Origin of the sequence: Catenuloplanes niger (assembly GCF_031458255.1) — a bacterium.
GTDB lineage: Bacteria > Actinomycetota > Actinomycetes > Mycobacteriales > Micromonosporaceae > Catenuloplanes > Catenuloplanes niger.
The window spans coordinates 225,441-245,019 of the sequence record NZ_JAVDYC010000001.1; the positions used below are offsets into that span (position 1 = coordinate 225,441).

The window sequence follows — 19,579 nt, forward strand, 5'->3', positions numbered from 1 at the left end:
GCACGACCCGCCCCGGTGCGGCGTCAGCCGGGTTTGTGCGCGACGACCAGCTCCCAGGCTCCGGGCAGGACCTCGATGCCGATGAAGCCGGTGTCGGCCAGCAGGGCGGTGTAGAACTCGACCTCGCGCAGCCGGCTGACGGCACTGTCCGCGCCGATCAGGAAGTAGGACCAGAAGAACTGCACGGCCAGGCGGTCCGGCGTGCGGAACTCCTCGCAGATCAGCAGCATCCCGCCCGGCGGCAGGGCCGCGTACGCCTTCTCGACCAGCCGGCGGGCGACCGCCGCCGGCCAGTCGTGCAGGACCCGGACGAAACCGAGCACGTCGTACCCGGTGGGCAGTGGTTCCGCGAAGAAGTCGCCACCGACGAAGCCGAGCCGGTCCGGGTGGCCGCAGCCGGCGCGGGTCCGTGCGACCAGCGGCGCGACGGCCGGCAGGTTGTAGACGTCGGCGCGCAGGTGGGGTGCGGAGCCGAGGACGTGCGCGGCGAGCGTGCCGGCGCCGCCGCCGACGTCGAGGAAACGGCGGCGTCCGGGCCACAGCCGGTCCGCGTGCCGGTCGACGGTGTCCAGGACCGGCCCGAGGCCGGCGGTCATGCTGCGCTCGAACGACTCCGTCTGCGCGGCCGTCCTCGGTGGCCAGGAGAAGTCGTCGTCGCTGAGGCTCAGCTCACCGCGCAGCGTCTCGGTCAACCGCCCGTGCAACCGCCGCCACGGGTACGTGTCCCGGTCGCGCTCGATCGAGTCCGGGCCGACCGCGGCCACGGCCGCCTCGCGGAGCCCGGGGACGGCCCGGTACGTCGTCTCGGTGATGTCGTCGCTCGACTCGTCCCGGACGACGAAACCGAGGCTCTCCAGGCAGTCGAGGAACTTGTAGAGCCGCGGCGGCTGCATCCCGAACCGGCCGGCCAGCTCGCCGAGGGAGACCGGCCCGGGCTCGAGCGCGTCGAGCAGCCCGGTGTCGAGCGCGGTCGTCACCACGTCGACGGCCTTGGACCCGTTGACGAGCAGGCTCAGCAGCGCACGGGGCGAGAGCGTCACCGGGTCACCGCCACCAGCGCGGCCATGAACTCGTCGATCTCGTCGAGCGTGTTGTAGACGTGCGGGCCGATCCGCAGGTAGGTGCGCCAGCTGCAGATCATGTCGCGTGCGGCCAGCCGGTACTTGACCGCCTCGCCGTCCGGGACGTCCAGGCAGACCACGCCGCCGCGGCGGTGCGGCTCGACCGGGCTGACCACCGGGATGCCGGCCTCGGTGGCGTGCGCGATGATCCGCTCGGTGCAGACGAGTGAGTGCGCGCGGATCGCCTCGATGCCGACGCCGCTCAGCAGTTCCAGGCCGACCCGGGAGATGAGCGCGGTGAGCGGGAACGGTGTCCCGCCGGTGAACCGGCGCGCGTCGGCGGCGTAACCGGCCGACGGCTGGAACGTCAGCGCGCGGTCGCCGGCCTGCCAGCCGGTCGCCGCGGGTTCGAGCCCGGGCAGCAGGCCGGGGCGCACGTACAGGAAGGCGGTGCCGACGCCGCACATCCACTTGTGCGCGCCGCCGAGCACGAAGTCGACGCCGAGCGCGGTGACGTCGAGCGGCATGACGCCGACGGTCTGGAACGCGTCGACGACCACCAGCGCGCCGACGCTGTGCGCGTGTTCCACCAGCCGCTCCAGGTCGACGGTGGCGCCGGAGGAGAAGCTGGCGTGCGGCACCGACACGATCAGCGTGCGCTCGTCGACGCGGCGCAGCAGTTCGTCCTCGTCGAGGTGCGGGCCGCCGGTGCCGACCACGTCGACCTCCGCGCCGTACCGGCGGAAAGCCTTCCAGATGAACGGTACGGTCGGGAACTCCAGGTCGGTGGTCACCACCCGGTTCCGCGGCGCCCGGTAGTCGAAACAGGACGCGATCCGCGCCAGCAGCGTGCTGAGATTCGCGTCGACGGCCACGCTGCCGGGCGGGGCGCCGATGAACGCGGCCAATGCGCCGAGGTATTCGTCGAGGCCGTCGTGCCAGCCCTCCCAGACGCCGTCCCGCCAGGTGCGCAACGTTTCCCAATAGTCGCTGAGGACGCTTTCGACGCCTTTCGGTACGGCACCGGTGGAATTGTTGTTGAGGTAGACGCAGGTCCCCAGTAATGGGAACTGGTCGCGGATCGAATCGGCCATCAGGAGCCCACCGTGCCGCTCATCGCACAGTCCGCGCGGGCCTGCCACAGTTCGGGGAAGAATCGGTAGTCGATCAGTTTGGCGAGCCAGCCGGCCGGGCTGCCCGGCGTGCCGGCGACGCCGTGGCTGCCGACCCGAATCGCGATCTTGTAGTGCCGCACCCGCCACGCCGAGACCCGGTCGTCGAACTCCACCATGGCCTCGGCGAGCCGGTAGGCCGGGTCGGACTGATCGCCGGCGCAGAGCGTCACCGGGTCGAGCCCCCGGCCGGCGAGGAACGCGGTGAAGGACTGGCCGAGCCGGCGGGCCGCGGCCTGGGCCTGCCGCCAGCCCGGCGATTCCGCGCCGGATCCGTTGCCGAGCGCCGGCTGCATCGCCTGGAAGTCGGCCGGCCGCAGGTGGGCCAGCATGTCGAGCTGGTCGGTGACGAGCCGCACCGCGAGCGTCGCGCGGACGAGCAGCAACTCGGCCGCGGCCGGGTCACCGGCATCGACCCGGTCGGCCGCCCCGGACAGCTCCGCCACCGCCAGCTTGAGCCACAGCTCAGCGGACTGATGGGTCACCTGGAAGAGCAGTTCGTCCCGGTGCACGACCTCGGCGGGATCTCGCTGCAGTCCGAGCAGCGCATCGGTGCGCATGTAACGCGCGTAGTCGGTGTCGCCCTCGCCGGGCAGCGCGGGACCATCGTTCTTCCGCTTCACGAGCGCATCCCTTCCGACCGCTCCGGACGGTTCCGGCTCGATCCGCAGGAGATCATCGCGCGCACGGTTATCGCCTGACAATAGGCAAATCACGGCAGGGCCGCGCACCCACTGATATCCATCAGGGGCAATACTTTGCGCGACCCTTTCGCTGTGAGCATCCTCTCCCTTGCGCACCGCCGCAAAGCACGAACCGGGTGTCGTCCACATTGGTGGTGCGCATCTTCCGCGAAACCGGCGGAAGCGGATTGCCGGTTCGGGTCAGCCGCAGGTGAGACGGGCGGCGGCCCAGTCCGCGTGGTCGAAGTTCTTCCCGTCGGCCGCGTCCGTGACCCGGAGCGTGAGGCGGCGGACGCCGGTCACGTCGGCGGCAACCGGGTGCGCCGGGTCGGTGCCGCGCAGCACACCGGTGGCGGCCAGCGGGCGGCCGTCGCCGAGCACCTCGAAGGTGACCGAGCCGGGCGAGGTCACCTCGTCGTCGATGCCGGTGAGCGCGGTGAACGACGTGCACGCGGCGCCGAGCCACACCGTCACCTCGGCGGGCGCGTGCACGCCCAGGCCCTTCGGGTGGACGGTGCCGCGCAGCGTGAGCGGATTGCCGTCAGCGGCGGACTGCTCGCCGTTGGACCGGTCGCGTTCGACCGGGCCGTACCCGTTGGACTCGCTCAGGAACGGCAGGTCGCTGACCCACGTGTCGGCCGTCGGTGCGGGCGGTGGCACGAAGACCCGCACGGCCTGCTCGACGTGCACCGTCTCGCCCTGCCAGCGGTAGGTCGCCACGATCGGCAGGTCGATGTCGCCGACCGCACCGCCGGGCACGGTCAGCCGCCACGATCCGGACACGGACTCGCCGCCGCGCAGCCGGGCCGCGGTCACGGCGGCACCACCGGCCGCGGGCGCGAGCCGCACGTCGGTGATCGGGCCGCCGGCCGGCAGCGTGAACGTCGCGGTGACGTCGACGGCCGTGCCCTCGACGGCCGGCGGGGTCACGGACAGCACCGTTCGCGGCACCGGTACGACCGGCCGGTCACACGTCGCGGCGCCGGTGTACGGGCACAGCGCGGTGACGAACCCGCCGTTGGCCGCGGTCGGCACGGTCAGCGTGTCACCGCGGCGGACGATCCGGCTCTCCCGGACCAGGCCGTGGTCGCCGTCGCGCAGCGTCTCGGCCAGCCACCGCCCGGACGGCAGGAACCCGAGGCCGACGGACGTGTCCCCGGCGGCCTCGGCGCTGATGCCGGCCGCCCACCAGCGGTCGCCGGCACGCCGGGCGAGCACCGCGGACCGGCCCGGCTCGCCGGACAGCAGCCGGGTGTCGTCCCAGACGACCGGGATCTGGTCCAGGGTGCGCAACGCCTCCGGGCGCGTCTCGTAGTTCTCGAACCGGTCCGCCAGGTGCTGCCAGCCGGACTCGTAGACCACGGACAGCGCGACCTCGTGCGCGTCGGTGGTGTCCCGGTCCGTCACGGCCCAGGTGACCGGCGTGTAGTCCATGCCGCCGGTGACGTTGCGGGTGAACGGGAAGATCGTGTTGGTCGCGGCGCGGGTGCGGAACTGCTCGGCGCCGCGCACCGCCTCCTGGGTGAGCACGTGCGGCCAGGTGCGCTGCATGCCGCGCGGCGTGGTGGCGCCGTGGAAGTTGACCATCAGTTGCAGCGCCGCGGTGGCCGGCAGGATCTCGTCGTACCAGCGGAACCGGTCCTGGCTGTCCGAGTCCATGAAGTCGATCTTCAGCCCGGCGACGCCCCACGACTTCAGCCGCGGCAACACGGTGTCGCGCTCCTCCGGCGTGTCCAGCGCGGTCCAGTGCAGCCACAGCAGGACGTCCACACCGCGGGCCCGGGCGTAACGCACCGTCTCCGGCACCCAGGACGCGTTCCAGCCCTCGTCGATCAGCACGTACGGCCAGCGGTTGCGCGCGGCGAAGTCGACGTACTGCCGCTGGCGGACCGGATCGGCCGGGCTCGCGTGCTCGGACAGCCACGACCAGGCGACGACGCCGGGCCGTACCCACGAGGTGTCCTTGATCCTCGAGGCGGGCGCCAGGTCGTCGGTGAGCGTGCTCTCGGTGACGGTGGCGAGGTCACCGACGATCGCGACCCGCCACGGCGTGCTCAGCGGCCCGGCGGCGCCGACCGCGGCGCCGGCCGGGCCGACCGTGTAGGTGCCACCGCCGGCGTGGGTCAGGCGACCGCCCGCGTACCGCCCGTCCACGTCGGACTCGGCGAGCATTGCGTAGGTGTCACCGACGCGGAACAGCGCGGGAAACCCGTACTGACCCGCGGGCGCGGCACCCGCGGTGGTCGCGCTCCAGGTCTCCTCGTAGTTCGGCGAGTACGGCAGCAGCCAGGCCGGGGCGTCCGCCGGGATCGCGAAGGACGACGTCTCGCCGGTGACGGTGACCGGCCCGTCGCCCGGCAGCACGTACCGGTAGGCGGCGCCCTCGGCGGAGACCCGCACCACCAGGTCGAGCCGGGCACCGCCGGCACCGGCGAACGAGAACGTCGACTCGCGCAGCGCGGTGTCCCGGGCGAGCCGCTTCCCGCTGGTCATCGTGTACCGCTCGCGGATCGTGCGACTGCCGCGCGACAGGAACGTGAGGCCGGCGCCGAGGTCCGCGGTCGCGGTGCGGATGCCGATCGGCGCGGCGGGCAGCACCCCGTCGACGCCGAACGACAGCCGTCCCGCGTCCAGGCCGACGCGTGCGGCCACCGCGCCGTCCGGAGCGGTGACCGTCCACTCCAGACCCGCGCGGTCGGCCGGGGCACCGGGGAGCAGGGAGAGAACCAGGGCAGCGGTCAGCAGCGAATGCACGAGACCTCCACTGACGGAAATCGATGTCAGTCGTGACCTTATGCGTCTCATGGCCGTCAGGACAACGCCCCTGGCCGGGTTCGGCGCCGGGCCGTGCGCCGGCGGCTCAACCGGAAGCCGCCGACGCACCCGTGCCACGCCCGGCCGCACGCGGCGACCGCGTCCCGCGCTCCGCGCCGCCGCTCGGCCGCGAACGGCAGCCGGTGCCGTCGGCGGCGGTGGGCGGGGGCGTCAGCCAGCCGGCGCGGTCACCGGCTCGGCGGGCCGGTCGTGGTGGGCCGGGCGGCGGCGGCCGGCGAGGACACCGGCCAGGAGGACGACGAGGAGGCCGGCGATCGGGACGATCAGGAGGCCGGTGCGGAGGCTGGTGGCGTCGGCGACCGCGCCGACGATCGGCGGGGAGAGCAGGAAGCCGAGGCGCATCAGCCAGGAGACCACGGTCAGGCCGGTACCCGGGGCGAGGCCGGGCAGTTCGTCGGCCTCGTGCAGCGCGGCCGGGACGAGCGTGGCGACGCCGAAGCCGGCGGCCGCGAAGCCGAGGACGGTGCCGGGTACCGACGGTACGGCGAGTGCGAGGCCCATGCCGGCCGCGACGATCAGGCCGCCGGCGCGGGCGACCGTGCGCTGGCCGAAGCGGTCGACCAGCCGGTCGCCGATCATGCGGCCGACGAACTGGGCGCCGACCAGCGCGATGTAGCCCCACGCGGCGATCTCGGCGGCGGCGCGCAGCGAGCCGGAGAGGTAGACCGCGGCCCACGAGTTGCCGGCGTCCTCGACGATCGTGCCGCCGATCGCGATCAGCACCAGCGCCGCGACGATCAGCCAGACGCGTGGTGCGGGCCGGGTCCCGTACCGCGGCGTGGTGGTGGTCGTGGTGTCGGGTGCGGTGTCCGGGCCGGGCAGGCGGAACCGCCAGGCGATCAGCGCGATCACGGTGAACGTCGCGCCGGAGATGCCGAGGTGCACGCCGCGGGACAGGCCGAGCGCGATCGCGCCGGCGGCCATCGCGCCGCCGGTGACCGCGCCGATCGACCAGATCGCGTGCAGCGAGTTGATGATCGAGCGGCCGTAGCGGCGCTGGACGCGCAGGCCGTGCGCGTTCTGGGCGACGTCGGTGATCGCGTCCATGGCGCCGGCCAGGAAGAGCACGCCGGCGAAGACCGCGACCGCGGGGGCGAGGCCGGCGGCGAGGACGCCGGCCGCGGTGAGGAGCGTGCCGGCGGCGGCGACGGTGGCGGAGCCGAAGCGGCGCACGAGCACGCCGGCGGCGAGACCGGCGACGATCGCGCCGGTCGGGAACGCGGCGACGGACAGGCCGTAGAGCGCGTTGCTGAGGCCGAGCTCGGCCTTGATCTCCGGGTAGCGCGGGATGAGGTTCGCGAAGAGCGCCCCGTTCGTGAAGAACAGGGCGGCCACGGCTATCCGTGCGCGACGGTCTGCGACGTTCATGCGTACGATCGTACACATCGCGCGTGTACGATCGTACGCATGACCGAGGATGTGCGAAAAGCCACGCGACGGTACGACCCGGAGCGCCGGGACCGGATCATCGACGCGGCCCTCGACGTCATCGCGGAGTCGGGCGTGGCCGGCGCGTCGCACCGCCGGGTCGCGGCCGCCGCCGGGGTGCCGCTGGGCTCGATGACCTACCACTTCACCGGCATGGACGAGCTGCTGCACGCGGCGTTCGATCGCTTCACCAGCGGCTTCAGCGACGTGTTCGAGCGGCGGATGGCGACCGCGACCGACCTCGACTCCGCGCGCGCCGCGGTGGCCAGCCTCGTCACCCGCGACCTGTTCACCAGCCGGCGCGAGCTGGTCCTCACGCACGAGCTGTACACGCTGGCCGCGCGCGAGCCGGCGTACCGGACGCTGACCAACCGGTGGATGCGGCGCAGCCGGGCCGCGCTGGAGCGGCACTTCGATCCGGTCACCGCCCGGCTGGTGGACGCGCTCATCGAGGGCCTGACGATCCACCGCGCGCTGGACACCGAGCCGGCCGACGCGGCCGACGTGGTGGACGCGATCGCCCGGATCACTCGTCGCTGAGTTCCCGCACGACCCGCGCGGGGTTGCCGACCGCGACCACGTTCGGCGGCAGGTCGCGGGTCACCACCGCGCCGGCGCCGACCACCGTGTTCTCGCCGATCGTGACGCCCGGCAGCACGATCGCGCCGCTGCCCAGCCACACGTTGTCGCCGATCACGATCGGTTTCGCCGCCTCCCACTTGGCCCGCCGCGGCCCCGGGGCCACCGGGTGGGTGGGTGTGAGCAGCTGCACGTTCGTGCCGATCTGCACGTCCGCGCCGATCGTGATCGCCGCGACGTCCAGCGCGACCAGGCCGTAGTTGGCGAACGTGCGTGGGCCGATCCGGATGTTCGCGCCGTAGTCGACGTACAGCGGCGGCCGGATCCACACCTCCTCCCCCACCTCGCCGAGCAACTCGGCCAGCAGTCGCGTGCGGCCGGCCGCGTCCCCGGCCGGGGCGGCGTTGTAGGCCTGCTGCAGTTCGGCGGCGCGCAGCATCAGCCGGGCCAGCTCCGGGTCGTCCGCGATGTACGGGTCGCCGGCCAGCATGCGCTCGCGCATCGAACGATCATCACTCATGCGTACGATCGTACGCATGAGTGGGCCGGCGCGGGCTTGAGTGTGTCCCGGGGCCACGGTGTCTGCTGGCGGGCGCCCACCGCGACCCGACCGGAGGACCTCCCGTGCACCCGTCCACCCCCGCCGTGACACCGCGATCGCCGGCGCTCGATCCCGCCCGGCCGTTCGGCGCGCACCTGCGCATGAGCTGGTGGAAGGCGCTCGTCGTGATCGCCGTACCGCCACTGGTGATGGTGATCCTGCAGGTCGTGCTCTACCTGGCCGTCGGCGTCGTCGAGGGCGGCGACGACCCGCTGGCTCCCACGTTCACCCCGCTGAAGCTGCTGGCCGTAAACCTCAGCATCGTCGCCGCCGGCGTGCTCGCGGTGCTGCTGCTGGCCCGGCTGACGAGGACGCCGTGGCGCCGCCTGCTCAGCCATCCCCGCGGGTTCGACCGGCGGCGGCTGGCCCGCTACCTGCTGGGCGCGGCCGTGCTGGTCGGCGCCGGCATCGCGGTCGTGGCGCTGGTCGCGCCCGAGGCCCCGGGGTGGACCGGATTCGCCGTGACCGGCACGTCGCTCGGCATGGTCGCGGTGACGCTGCTCAGCACGCCGCTGCAGTCGGCGGGCGAGGAGCTGATGTTCCGCGGTGCGGTGCTGCCCGCGGCCGCGTCCTGGCTGCGGGCCGTACGCCCGGCGCTGGTCCTGGGGATCGTGGTGTCCGGCGCCGGGTTCGCGCTGATCCACGGCTCGGGCGACCCCTGGCTGTTCGGCTACTACACGTTTCTCGGGGTCTGCACCGGCGTGATGGCCGCGCGCAGCCGCGGTCTCGAGGCGCCGATCGCGTTCCACGTCGCGAACAACGTGCTGTTCTCGGTGGTCAACTCGCTGATGGCGGGTGGCGAGGGCTACACGATCGACCGGTCCTCCGACACCGGCGACGCCTCCCTGCTGATCCTCGCGGTGGTCAACGTCGCCATGGTCGCGCTGGTATGGATGAACGAGCGCGGCACCGCGGACCCGGCCGTGGAGCCCGAGCGGTAGCGGGAGGCCCGGCCGATGCCCCGGACGCACTTCTGGTCGAGCGGCTGGCGCGGGCTGGCGCAGTTCGACGCCGACCGGGGCGCCGCCGGCACGATCCGCGCCACGCCGGCCCCGTTCCGCACGGCGACCTGACCGGCGTGGTCACTCCCCCGGCGTACGGCCGAGGGTCTGGTTGTAGTGGGTCAGTGCGGCGACGAAGTCGGCGAGCTGGGTGTCGGTCCAGTCGGTGAGGCGGTCGCCCCGGTGCCGGCGGACGGACGCGGTGGCGGCGGCCATCCGCGCGACGGCCTCGGCGGTGGCGGAGACGAGCGTGGCGCGGCGGTCGGACGGGTCCGGGACGCGGACGATCAGGCCGAGCTCGTCGAGGTGGCTGAGCAGGCGGCTGACCGCGCCCTTGTCCAGCGCGAACTCGTCGACGATCGCGCTGGGCCGGGCCGGGCCGTGCTCACCGATCCAGGTCAGGACGAGGTACGCGTTGGGCTGCAGGCCCGGGTGGACCACCCGGGCCTGGGCGTCGTGGACGCACTTGAGCCGGCGCGACAGCACGCCGAGTTCGCCCTCGAGGCGGCGCAGCGCGTCGGCCCGCTCCACCGTCAGCCCGCCACCGGCACGTCGCCCGGGACCTCGTCGATCGAGTGCACGGCCGTCCGCAGCGGGATCTCCTTGATGAACAGCACGCAGACCAGCCCGAGCGCGGCGAACGGCGCGGACACCAGGAACAGTTCGGCGATCGACGCGCCGAACGCGTGCTCGAAGACCGCGCGGACCGGCTCCGGCAGCGTGCTCAGGTCCGGGATGCCGGAGCTCCGCGCGCCCGCGGCCGGGATGCCGAGCGCGGCCAGCCCGTCGGTGACCTTGTCCGCGACCTGCGGGGTGAGCAGCGCGCCGAGCGCGGACACGCCGATCGTGCCGCCGAGCGAGCGGAAGAACGCGACGACGGAGCTGGCCGCGCCGAGATCCGCGGGGGCGGCGACGTTCTGCACCGGGAGGACGAGGTTCTGCATGGCGGCGCCGAGGCCGGTGCCGAGCACGGCCATGTAGACGCCGACCAGCACCAGGTCGGTGCGCTCGTCGATCGTGCCGAGCAGGATGCAGCCGGCCAGCACCAGCACCATGCTGACGACCAGCCAGGTCTTCCACCGGCCGGTGGCGCTGATCATCCGGCCGCTGACGATGCTGGAGACGAGCAGGCCGCCGACCATCGCGATCGACATCAGGCCGGCCTCGGTCGGCGACATGCCGCGGGCGAGCTGGAAGTACTGGCTGAGGTAGACGGTGGAGGCGAACATCGAGACGCCGACGAAGACCGACGCCAGCGTGGCGAGCGAGATCGTGCGATCGCGGAAGAGCCGCAGCGGTACGACCGGTTCGCGCGCGACGCGGGCCTCGACGTAGACCGCGGCGGCGAGAAGCAGCAGGCCGCCGCCGAGCAGCAGCGCGCTGGTGACCGAACCCCAGGCGTAGGAGTCGCCGGCGAGCGAGACCCAGACCAGCAGCAGCGACACGCCGGCCATGATCAGGGTCGCGCCGAGGTAGTCGATGTGCACCTCGCGCTTGACCACCGGCAGGTGGAGCGTCTTCTGCAGCAGGATGAACGCGACGATACCGAACGGCAGGCCGATGAAGAAGCAGCCGCGCCAGCCGAGCGGGCTGTCCGCGACCACGCCGCCGATCAGCGGGCCGGTGACCGTGGCGGCGGCGAAGACCGCACCCATGTATCCGGAGTAGCGACCCAGATCGCGCGGGCTGACCATGCTCGCGATGACGATCTGGACCAGCGCGGTCAGCCCGCCGACGCCGAGGCCCTGCAGCACGCGCGCGCCGATCAGCGTCTCCATGTTCGGCGCGAGCGCCGCGACCAGCGAACCGGCCAGGTAGATCAGCAGCGCCAGCTGGACCAGCAGCTTCTTGCTGAACAGGTCGGCGAGCTTGCCCCAGACCGGCGTGGTGGCGGTCATCGCCAGCAGCGTGGCGACCACCACCCAGGTGTACCCGGTCTGGCTGCCCTCGAGGTCGGTGACGATCCGCGGCAGCGCGTTCGTCACCACCGTGCTGGAGATCATCGCGACGAACATGGCCAGCAGCAGGCCGGACAGGGCCTCGAGTATCTGCCGGTGCGTCATGGGGGCGGGTGGTGCGTCGGACACGGGAACTCGTTTCATCGTGCAACATCGTTTCATCGCGCAACAGTTGATTTTTGTCAACCATAGGGAGGTCGACCGCAAAGGTCAAAAGAACTTTCCGGGGTACGCCCGGGGGCAACCCTGATGCACGTCGATCCGTTCGCTGCCACGCTGGGTCGACACGAACGGGAGGAGAGACGTGGTGGTTCGTCGACTGGCGGGTCTGGTGCTGGCCGTCGCCGCACTGGGCGCCTGCGCGGGTGAGCCCTCCTGGGGGACGGTGACCGAGGCCGCGGGCGAACGGCAGCGGGTGGAGTGCCGCGGGACCACCGGCCCGGCCCTGGTGCTGGTGCACGGCATCGGCGACCGGGCCGGCTCCGCGTCCTGGGACGGCGTGCTGGACCGGCTGCCCGGCGACCGGCGGGTGTGCCGCTACGACCGGCCGGGCGCCGGCGACAGCCCGGAACCGCGCGCGGGCGACCGGGACGGCGACGACCTGACGGCCGAACTCGACACGGTGGTCACCGAGGCCGGCGCGCCGGTGGTGCTGGTCGGCCACTCGTTCGGCAGCTACCCGGCGCTGATCTACACGGCCGCGCACCGCGACCGGGTGGCCGGCCTGGTCCTGGTCGACGGCGTCGAACCGCGGTTCGGGCTGCTCCCCGCGCTGGGCGCGGACTCGTGGGCGGACGTGCCCGCGGCCGGCGAGCGACTGGCGCTGGACCGGGTGCAGACGCAGGCGGGCGACGCGGTCGCGCGGCCCGGCGCGTTCACCGCCCTGCCGCTGGTGGTGCTGCACCGCGGCGAGAAGGCCACGGACGCCTGGATCGCCGCCCAGCAGCGCCTCGCCGCGCTCTCCACCCGCGGCACGCTGCGGGTGGCCGAGGGCAGCGGCCACGAGATCCCGTCCGACGCCCCCGGCGCGGTCGTCGACGCGATCGGCGCCGCGTCCTGACCGCGACCCGCACGCCAGGCGGCGGATATCACATCGAGGTGCGCCGCCGGGCGGCCATGGCGGCTAGCGCCCGCGTCGTGTCGCGCGGTTGCTTCCGCCGCGCATCGCCCGGCCTCGACGGCGCGGCCGGGGCGGTTCGGCGGGTGGTTCCCTGTCGAGGTGGACGAACCGGAGGACGAGGACCGGCACCAGGACGAGGAACGCGTGCATCGCGAGCAACCCGGGCAGCTCCGACCAGTCCTGCACGGTCATGCCCGGCGACACCGCGACCGCCGTGTCCGCCGGGTCCACCAGCACCTCGATCCGGTCGCCCACCCTCGGCCTGCCGGTCAGCCGGTCGGTTCGGGCGGTGTGGAGCTCACCGTCGACATGGAACTCCACCAGCCACTCCGGTCCCGCCCAGACCGCGCCGACCCGCCCCTCGGTGTGCACCGCCACCGCGCGGAACCGCCACTCCCGCAGACCCTCGTAGGCGTGCGTGAGGCCCAGGATGACGTTGAGGGCGATCAGACCCCACGCGATCCGGTGGGCCGTCTCCCGCGAACTCACGGGATCATGGTGGCAGACCGCCGCACCCGCGGAACCGGCCGGCCGCGCCGTGGCAGCGGCCGGCCGAGGTGGTGATCTCCACGTACGCGATGACACCGGAGCGGGGCCGGTGGTTGACCGCCGGCCCCGCCACGTATCGCCGGTGGTCAGGCGAACGGCTGGTAGTACGGGCGGTTGTGGGCCGCGACCGGAGTGGACTGGAAGGTCCACGCCGCCACCGCCGGCGCCGTACCGATCATGGTGGTGAGGTCGGTGCAGACCTCGGTGGACGGGTCGGTGACGGTCAGGGTGATCCGGTCCGGGTCGTCCAGGTGGTACAGCTGGCAGGGCTGGTACACGTTCATCGGCCCGGCCAGCAGCCGGCCCTCCTCCGTCGTGCCGTACCCGGTGATCGGCGCGCTGTGCACCGGGGTGGCCGGCAGGCCGTCGAGCCGCGCCGTGAACGCGAAGTGCCCGAGGCAGTCGACGGACCAGGTCGAGGTCGCCGGGCCGTTGAGCGAGGGCATCGAGACCTCGAAGCGGGCCGGGTACTTCGGCTCGGCGAACAGCAGCGTACCGGCCCGGATCGCGATGTCGTTGTCGCACAGCACGTGCAGCCGGCCGATGCCGAGCAGGCCCGAGGTGTCCACGCCGCTCGCGTAGTCCGGATACGTCAGCGAGGACACCCGGTCCTGCGCGCCGCGCGGCACGGCCACCAGGTTGACCTCGATCTCCTGGGTGATGCCGCCGCCGTTCTGGTACTGCGCGAAGTACAGCTGGAAGTTGACGGACACGCAGGCCCGTCCGTCGAACTCGGCGACGTCCAGGCCGGGGTGCCTCTTGGCCAGCACCGCGCGGGCCGGCTCCGGGTCGACCAGGTAGTCGATGCCCACCTGGTGCAGCGCGCCGTAGTGGAAGGGCAGCAGGAACGGTTCGGCCACGGGTGGCAGGGTCATGAGGGTGCGTTCTCCTTGACGTCGGTGACGGTGAGCCGGCGCGCCGCGCGCAGCTCGCGATCCATGTGCTCCGCGCTGCGCAGGGCGAGCGCGGCCATCGTGAGCGACGGGTTGGAGGTGCCGAGCGACGGCATGCTCCCGCACCCGACGAGATAGAGGTTGGGGTGGTCCCAGCTGCGCTGCCACGCGTCCACGACGGAGTCGGCGGCCGAGGCGCCCATCAGGTGGGTGCCCGCACCGTGCCCGGCGCCCCGGTAGGCGTACGGCGTGCCGTCGAACTCGAAGTACCCCGGCATGCCGGGCTCCGGGCGGTACGCGGTGTGGTCCTCCGCGCCGAGCAGCGCGAAGATCTGGTCGGACACCCGCTTGGCCGCGGCCATGCCACGCTTCACGTAGTCGGACAGGTCGTAGTGCAGCACCGGCCGCGGATCGCCGAACGCGTCGCGCCGGTCCGGGTCGAGGGTGACCCGGTTCGCCGGGTCGGCCTCCTGCTCGATCTCGAACTGCAGCGCGAACTGCCGCCCGACCCGCTCGCCCAGCCGCCGGCGCAGGTCCGTGCCGAAGACGTTCTGTGCCAGCAGCTCGTCGACGTCCCGGTCCGGCGGGCCCAACGCCCACACCCAGCCCCAGTTCCCGATCTCGATCCGGAACGGCGCCCGGACCCGCCGGCCCGGCCCGAACCGGAACCCCTCGATGCCCGTGGTCGACCCGGGCCCCCGGTACGGGCCGGTCGGCGCGGCCGTGAGCCCCCAGGTGAGCAGCGCCGGATGGTCCATGAGGTTGCGCCCGACCTGGCCGCTGCCGTCGGCGAGGCCGGACATCAGCAGCAGCCGGGCGTTCTCCACGGCGTGCGCGGCCAGGACGACCAGGTCCGCCGTGACCTCCTCCACGGTGTGCCGGCCGGCGCTCCCCGGCTCGTAGGACCGGAAGGCCACGCCGGTGACCCGGCCGTGCTCGTCGCGGGCCACCCGGTGCACGACGGCCCGGGTCCGGAGCGTGACGGTCGACGGCCAGCGGGCCTGGGTCCGGCGGGGCGTGTACTTCGCGCCCTCCGGGCAGACCGGCATGCAGCTGGCGTACCCCGCGCACCGGTGACCGGCCGGCCGGAAGCCACGGCCGCCGTCGTACGCCCGGTTCGGCGGCGCGTTGCGGGCCTGCGGCGTGCCGACCACCCGCAGGCTCGTCGGCCCGCCCAGGTAGGGATCGCTGACCTCCCGGTCGTCGAGTGCCTCGGCCAGCACGTCGTCCAGATAGGTGCGCGGCAGCCCGTGCATGGGGAACACGTAGCCGTCCGGGAACGGCAGGCCCACGCCCTCGCGCTGCTCGTCGACGTCGGCCGCCACGCCGATCTCGCGTTCGGCGGCCCGGTAGTACGGCTCCAGGTCGTCGTAGCCCAGCGGCCAGCGGCGCCCGACGCCGTGGTAGCCGAAGTCGTCGGGATGCATCCGTGGCACCAGCCCGGTCCAGGCCGTGCCACTGCCGCCGTTGACCCGCAGATAGGGACTGGAGTACGGCAACGGGCCGGTCTGCCGCAGGTAGCCGGTGGCGGTGTAGCCGCCGGGGCCGCCGGCCAGGTCGAGGACGTCGGGCGACGGCACCAGCGCGTTCGCTCGGAGCGCCGACGTCGGCGTCTTCGCGACCGTGGTCTGGAACGTGTGCGTCGCGTCCTCTGCGCCGTCGGTGCCGGCCTCCAGGACCAGCACCCGCCAGCCGCCGTCGCCGAGCGCCCTCGCCACCAGCGAACCGGCGAATCCCCCGCCCACCACCACGACGTCGTACCGCGCCGGTGTGGTCACGCGGCCGCCGCCCGGACGCGCGGCGCCGCCGCCCAGCTGCCGAACCCGGGACCGACGGTCCCCGGCGGCGCGCCGCCGAACGTCTTCCAGACCAGGCCCTCCGCGTACGCCCGGCGGGACACCACGAACGGCGCCTCGTCACCGGCCGACCAGACGCCGGTGTACCAGACCCGGGCGATCGCGCGGGCGAGGTCCAGCGCGTCCGGATCGGGCGGCACGGTCACCGCGCTCAGCGCGCCGAGCCGGGACGCCCCGGCGCGCTCCAGCACGACGGCGTGACAGTGCTCGGCGAACCCGGTGGCGAGCAGTTCGGCGGGTGTGAAACCCGTCAATCGAGACGACAGAGCCAGGAAATCGCGTAAATCGACCGACATCATCCTGATGGTAGTCCGGAATCCCTTATCGTCCAGTATGTGCGGATCAGACGATCATCGGGACGACAACCTGCCACGGTACGGGCAGCCGAACGTCGAGGGGGAGGCCGGCGTCAGGACCGCTGCGACTCGAAATGCTCCTTCATCGACGGGTAGTAGTCGTCGAAGACCGGCGCCGGCCCGCCGTCCCGCGACGCGACCAGCGCGTCGAGGTAGAACTCCCAGCCCGGGCCGACCTCACCGACGCCCTCGGTGCCGGTCAGGTGCTGGACGAACCGCAGCTCCGTCACCCCGTCACGCTCGCTGAGCAGCAGCTCCAGATGCCAGCTGCCGCTGTCGTCCACCGAGGACACGGCCAGCCGCGCCGGCGGCTCACACGCCTCGATCGTCATCGTCGTCCACGGACCGCCCTCCTCCTGCACCATCCGCACCTCGATCCGGCGACCCGGCCCGGCTTCACCCCGCCAGGGGCCGAACCACCGCGCGGTACGGTCGGACTCCGTCAGGCTGGCCCACACGTCGTCGATGCAGGCCCGGAACGTCCGGGTGAGCACCAGGTCGTTGCCGAACAGCCGGCCGGTCGGTGTCGGGCTCATGCGCTCTCCTCGCGAGGTAGGTGCCGCCGTTCGCGGCGGGTCCGGTAGACCTCGGTCTCCAGCGCGTCCAGCCGGCGCTCCCAGCCACCCGGCGCCGTCAACCGCGCCAGCCAGCCGGCCAGCTCCTCGAACGGCTCGGTGACCAGCGTGTAGACCCGGCGGCGGCCGTCGACCGCGTCCCGCACCAGCCCGGCCTCGCGCAGCACCCGCAGGTGCCGGCTGACCGCCGGCCGGCTGATCTCGAACCGGCCCGCGACCTGGCCCGCCGACAGCGGCTCCGCCCGCAGCATCAGCAGGATCTCCCGCCGCACCGGATCGGCTATCGCCCCGGCCACCTCGTCCACCGGGGAAGCGTAACCCATCGGTTACGCTTTTGGGTGCCGCGCACGGCCATCGCGTTGCGCACGGCCACCGCGTTCCGCGCACGGCCATCGCCTCCGCGCACGGCCATCGCCTCCGCGCACGGCCAGCGCGTTCCGCGCCGGTGCCGCCGGAGGGCCGGGCCGGGCCGGCTCGGCAGCCTGGGATCGGCGGGCCCTGGCTGGGCTTCGGCGGCGGGTCCAGGCTGGGGTCACCATCCGACGGGCCTCAGCAGGAGCAGCAACCACATGGCACGCACCACAGCCGACATCACCGTCCCCGACCTGACCGGGAAGCTCGCCGTCGTCACCGGCGCCAGTGACGGCATGGGCCTGTTCCTGGCCGGCCGCCTCGCCGCCGCGGGCGCCGAGGTGATCATGCCGGTCCGCAACCGCCGCAAGGGCGAGACCGCGATCGCGACGATCCGTGAGTGGCATCCGGGCGCCGCGGTGTCGCTGCGCGACCTCGACCTGGCGTCACTGCGCTCGGTCGCCACCCTCGGCGCCGCGCTGCGCGACGAGGGCCGCCCGATCCACCTCATGATCAACAACGCCGGGGTGATGACGCCACCGACCCACCAGTACACGGCCGAAGGGATCGAGCTGCAGTTCGGCACGAACCACCTCGCGCACGTCGCCCTCGTCGCGCACCTGATGCCGCTGCTGCGCGCGGGTCGTGCGCGGGTCACGTCCCAGACCAGCGTCGCGGCGAACTCGAACGAGATCAACTGGGACGACCCGACCTGGCAGGGGCCGTACAACGCGGGGCGCGCCTACAGCCACTCCAAGATCGCATTCGGTCTCTTCGGGCTGGAGCTGCAGCGGCGCAGCGAAGCCGGGAACTGGGGCATCACCAGCAACATCACTCAGCCCGGCATCGCACCGACCAACCTGCTCGCCGCACGTCCCGAGGTCGGCCGGACCCGCGACACCATGAGCGTACGGCTGATCCGGGTGTTGTCCCGCGTCGGACTCCTGGGCACACCGCAGACCGCGATGCTTCCCGCGCTCTACGCCGCCACCCACCCGGACGCGCGGCCCGGCCGCTTCTACGGCCCGCAGAGCGTGGCCAACATGTCCGGCCGCCCCGGCGAACAGAAGCTCTACTCCAACCTGCGCAGCGAGGAGGACGCCGCACGCATGTGGGACCTCTCCGCGAAGCTCGCCGGCGTCTCCTTCCCCGCCTGAACACCCCGGACGCTCACCGGCACCGGCATCGCGCACGGGCCCGGACCGCAGCCGGGCATCCGGCACCCCGGCAGTTGCACCCGGCAGCGAATGGCGACGGCGGGCCGGCGGCGGGCCGGGATGCCAGGCCAGCGGCGCACCCGCGGCGGACCAGCGATCAAACCGGCAACGGACCAGCGGCGGACCAGCGATGGACCAGCGGCGGACCGGCGATGGACCAGCGGCGGACCGGCGATGGACCAGCGGCGGACCGGCGATCACCCGGCGACGGACCAGCGGCGGACCTGCGATGGATTGGCGGTGGATTGGCGGTGGAGCGCGGCAGCAGACCGGCGGTGGACCCGGCGGTGGGGCGGTAGTGGCGCTGGTGGCGGGCCGGTCCGGCCGCCGCTCCGGCGCTATCCTTCTCCGCGATGAGCGACGAGACCGCGAAATCCGGCGCGTCGTCCGACGAGACGGCGATGAGCGACGAGACGGCGATGTTCGACGCGCTGATGCGGGCCGATCCGCCGACGAACGCGGCGATCGAGAGCGTGCTGGCGGATGCGGCCGAGGTGTGCGTCATCGAGGCCGATCCGTGGGGGCTGGAGGCCGCCGACGGCGCCGCGCGGCTCACCCTGCGCGGCGCGCGGATCGCGGAATTGGCCCGGATGCTGGCGATCGTCGACGGCGGCACGGGTGACGTCTGCCTGTGCCCGGGCTGGCCGACGATCATCGTCAGCGGCGCGGACGGCGCCGAGCTCGCGCGCTGGTCGCTGCACCATCAGCAGTGGCTGCGCGGGCCGGGCAGCTGCGACGCCGAACTGCGGGACGGTGAGGCGCTCACCGACTGGCTGGCCGACCACGGGCTGACCGGCTCGCGGGAGGCCCAGGAGGCGGTCGCCCGGGACCGGATCCGGTGGGCGGAGCGCCGGGCCGCGTGGGTGCGTGCCGCGCCCGCGCCGCTCGCCACCGTCGCGGAGGCGGTGTCGCAGCGCGAGGACGGCGCGGAGGAACGGATGGCGGCGCTCGCCGTGGAAGTGTTCCCGGTGGCTCGGACGCGTATCCGTACCCTCGTGGCCTGGGCTGGTTTTTCGGTGCGCCGGCCGGCCGAGGACGGCGACGGCACGCCGTGGCACGAGCTCGCCCCGCAACGCATGTTGCTGGCCGAGGAGCGGGACGAGCTGATCGCGGCGCTGCTGTCGGAGCCGCTGACGGCGGCGCAGCTCGACGGCACGGCGGAACTGGTGACGTCGCTGAAGTGGCAGCGCGCGCCGATGCCGGAACCGTTGCGCGGCGCGCTGATCGCTCACGTCAGCAGCACCGGGACCGAGCCGATGAAATTCCGGATGCGCCACGGGTACGGTGCGGGCCGCACCGACTGAGGGCCCGCCACACAACGCCCGTCGCACCGGGCCCGTCACC

General features: G+C 73.3%; 19 protein-coding genes. 5 read left to right on the forward strand and 14 right to left on the reverse strand.

Features of this window, described 5'->3' with window-relative positions; genetic code table 11:
* Window positions 1–23: 23 nt before the first annotated feature.
* The 5 genes from J2S44_RS00965 to J2S44_RS00985 all read right to left on the reverse strand — a co-directional run bounded on the left by J2S44_RS00965 (window position 24) and on the right by J2S44_RS00985 (window position 7,119).
* Window positions 24–1,040 carry a methyltransferase gene (locus J2S44_RS00965; protein WP_310407958.1) on the reverse strand — a complete coding sequence of 339 codons (1,017 nt, stop codon included), beginning with the start codon at window positions 1,038–1,040 and terminating at the stop codon, window positions 24–26.
* On the reverse strand, window positions 1,037–2,155 hold the full coding sequence (locus J2S44_RS00970; RefSeq protein ID WP_310407960.1) for an aminotransferase class V-fold PLP-dependent enzyme: 1,119 nt from the start codon (window positions 2,153–2,155) through the stop codon (window positions 1,037–1,039). Before J2S44_RS00970 ends, J2S44_RS00965 begins: the two co-directional genes overlap by 4 nt.
* Window positions 2,155–2,793: a tryptophan 2,3-dioxygenase family protein gene (locus tag J2S44_RS00975; RefSeq protein WP_374727954.1), complete on the reverse strand. Its 639-nt coding sequence runs from the start codon at window positions 2,791–2,793 to the stop codon at window positions 2,155–2,157. The genes J2S44_RS00970 and J2S44_RS00975 overlap by 1 nt, the downstream gene beginning before the upstream one ends.
* Before the next feature lie 324 nt (window positions 2,794–3,117).
* Window positions 3,118–5,670 carry an NPCBM/NEW2 domain-containing protein gene (locus J2S44_RS00980; RefSeq protein WP_310407965.1) on the reverse strand — a complete coding sequence of 851 codons (2,553 nt, stop codon included), beginning with the start codon at window positions 5,668–5,670 and terminating at the stop codon, window positions 3,118–3,120.
* Window positions 5,671–5,901: 231 nt separating this feature from the next.
* Window positions 5,902–7,119 (reverse strand): MFS transporter, encoded by a 1,218-nt coding sequence (locus J2S44_RS00985; RefSeq protein ID WP_310407968.1) that lies wholly within the window; start codon window positions 7,117–7,119, stop codon window positions 5,902–5,904.
* A 39-nt stretch (window positions 7,120–7,158) separates the two neighbouring features.
* On the opposite strand from J2S44_RS00985, the gene J2S44_RS00990 reads away from it, so the two are divergent.
* Window positions 7,159–7,719 carry a TetR/AcrR family transcriptional regulator gene (locus J2S44_RS00990; RefSeq protein ID WP_310407970.1) on the forward strand — a complete coding sequence of 187 codons (561 nt, stop codon included), beginning with the start codon at window positions 7,159–7,161 and terminating at the stop codon, window positions 7,717–7,719.
* Here the strand turns inward: J2S44_RS00990 and J2S44_RS00995 are convergent.
* Complete coding sequence (locus tag J2S44_RS00995; RefSeq protein ID WP_310407972.1) at window positions 7,706–8,278, reverse strand: sugar O-acetyltransferase; 573 nt, start codon at window positions 8,276–8,278, stop codon at window positions 7,706–7,708. The genes J2S44_RS00990 and J2S44_RS00995 overlap by 14 nt on opposite strands.
* 125 nt (window positions 8,279–8,403) lie before the next feature.
* Here J2S44_RS00995 and J2S44_RS01000 point away from each other — a divergent pair, with 125 nt between their 5' ends.
* A complete protein-coding gene (locus J2S44_RS01000; protein WP_310407973.1) occupies window positions 8,404–9,300 on the forward strand; it encodes a CPBP family intramembrane glutamic endopeptidase in 897 nt (298 codons plus the stop codon).
* Window positions 9,301–9,441: 141 nt separating this feature from the next.
* Here the strand turns inward: J2S44_RS01000 and J2S44_RS01005 are convergent, their stop codons facing one another.
* Complete coding sequence (locus J2S44_RS01005; protein ID WP_310407975.1) at window positions 9,442–9,891, reverse strand: MarR family winged helix-turn-helix transcriptional regulator; 450 nt, start codon at window positions 9,889–9,891, stop codon at window positions 9,442–9,444.
* Window positions 9,892–9,893: 2 nt separating this feature from the next.
* Window positions 9,894–11,447: an MDR family MFS transporter gene (locus tag J2S44_RS01010; RefSeq protein WP_310407977.1), complete on the reverse strand. Its 1,554-nt coding sequence runs from the start codon at window positions 11,445–11,447 to the stop codon at window positions 9,894–9,896.
* Between the two features lie 178 nt (window positions 11,448–11,625).
* On the opposite strand from J2S44_RS01010, the gene J2S44_RS01015 reads away from it, so the two are divergent.
* Window positions 11,626–12,378: an alpha/beta fold hydrolase gene (locus tag J2S44_RS01015; RefSeq protein WP_310407979.1), complete on the forward strand. Its 753-nt coding sequence runs from the start codon at window positions 11,626–11,628 to the stop codon at window positions 12,376–12,378.
* Between the two features lie 63 nt (window positions 12,379–12,441).
* Here the strand turns inward: J2S44_RS01015 and J2S44_RS01020 are convergent, their stop codons facing one another.
* The 6 genes from J2S44_RS01020 to J2S44_RS01045 form a co-directional block, all read right to left on the reverse strand.
* A complete protein-coding gene (locus J2S44_RS01020) occupies window positions 12,442–12,927 on the reverse strand; it encodes a hypothetical protein (protein ID WP_310407981.1) in 486 nt (161 codons plus the stop codon).
* 146 nt (window positions 12,928–13,073) lie between these two features.
* On the reverse strand, window positions 13,074–13,862 hold the full coding sequence (locus tag J2S44_RS01025) for a hypothetical protein (protein ID WP_310407983.1): 789 nt from the start codon (window positions 13,860–13,862) through the stop codon (window positions 13,074–13,076).
* Window positions 13,859–15,658, reverse strand: a complete 1,800-nt coding sequence (locus tag J2S44_RS01030; protein ID WP_310407986.1) for a GMC family oxidoreductase — start codon at window positions 15,656–15,658, stop codon at window positions 13,859–13,861. Before J2S44_RS01030 ends, J2S44_RS01025 begins: the two co-directional genes overlap by 4 nt.
* Complete coding sequence (locus J2S44_RS01035; protein WP_310407989.1) at window positions 15,655–15,990, reverse strand: hypothetical protein; 336 nt, start codon at window positions 15,988–15,990, stop codon at window positions 15,655–15,657. Before J2S44_RS01035 ends, J2S44_RS01030 begins: the two co-directional genes overlap by 4 nt.
* Before the next feature lie 155 nt (window positions 15,991–16,145).
* Window positions 16,146–16,628, reverse strand: a complete 483-nt coding sequence (locus J2S44_RS01040; RefSeq protein ID WP_310407991.1) for an SRPBCC family protein — start codon at window positions 16,626–16,628, stop codon at window positions 16,146–16,148.
* Window positions 16,625–16,972, reverse strand: a complete 348-nt coding sequence (locus J2S44_RS01045; protein WP_310407993.1) for a metalloregulator ArsR/SmtB family transcription factor — start codon at window positions 16,970–16,972, stop codon at window positions 16,625–16,627. Before J2S44_RS01045 ends, J2S44_RS01040 begins: the two co-directional genes overlap by 4 nt.
* Window positions 16,973–17,236: 264 nt before the next feature.
* Here J2S44_RS01045 and J2S44_RS01050 point away from each other — a divergent pair, with 264 nt between their 5' ends.
* Entirely contained in the window at window positions 17,237–18,175 is a 939-nt protein-coding gene (locus tag J2S44_RS01050; RefSeq protein ID WP_310407995.1) for an SDR family oxidoreductase, read from the forward strand.
* Between the two features lie 413 nt (window positions 18,176–18,588).
* Entirely contained in the window at window positions 18,589–19,539 is a 951-nt protein-coding gene (locus J2S44_RS01055) for a hypothetical protein (protein ID WP_310407997.1), read from the forward strand.
* The last annotated feature ends 40 nt before the right edge of the window (window positions 19,540–19,579 follow it).

Coding starts and splice junctions, on each gene's coding strand:
- J2S44_RS00970 (WP_310407960.1), bottom strand. CDS start 2,155: ATGGCCGATTCGATCCGCGACCAGTTCCCATTACTGGGGACCTGCGTC.
- J2S44_RS00975 (WP_374727954.1), bottom strand. CDS start 2,793: ATGCGCACCGATGCGCTGCTCGGACTGCAGCGAGATCCCGCCGAGGTC.
- J2S44_RS00985 (WP_310407968.1), bottom strand. CDS start 7,119: ATGAACGTCGCAGACCGTCGCGCACGGATAGCCGTGGCCGCCCTGTTC.
- J2S44_RS00990 (WP_310407970.1), top strand. CDS start 7,159: ATGACCGAGGATGTGCGAAAAGCCACGCGACGGTACGACCCGGAGCGC.
- J2S44_RS00995 (WP_310407972.1), bottom strand. CDS start 8,278: ATGAGTGATGATCGTTCGATGCGCGAGCGCATGCTGGCCGGCGACCCG.
- J2S44_RS01025 (WP_310407983.1), bottom strand. CDS start 13,862: ATGACCCTGCCACCCGTGGCCGAACCGTTCCTGCTGCCCTTCCACTAC.
- J2S44_RS01040 (WP_310407991.1), bottom strand. CDS start 16,628: ATGAGCCCGACACCGACCGGCCGGCTGTTCGGCAACGACCTGGTGCTC.
- J2S44_RS01050 (WP_310407995.1), top strand. CDS start 17,237: ATGGCACGCACCACAGCCGACATCACCGTCCCCGACCTGACCGGGAAG.
- J2S44_RS01055 (WP_310407997.1), top strand. CDS start 18,589: ATGAGCGACGAGACCGCGAAATCCGGCGCGTCGTCCGACGAGACGGCG.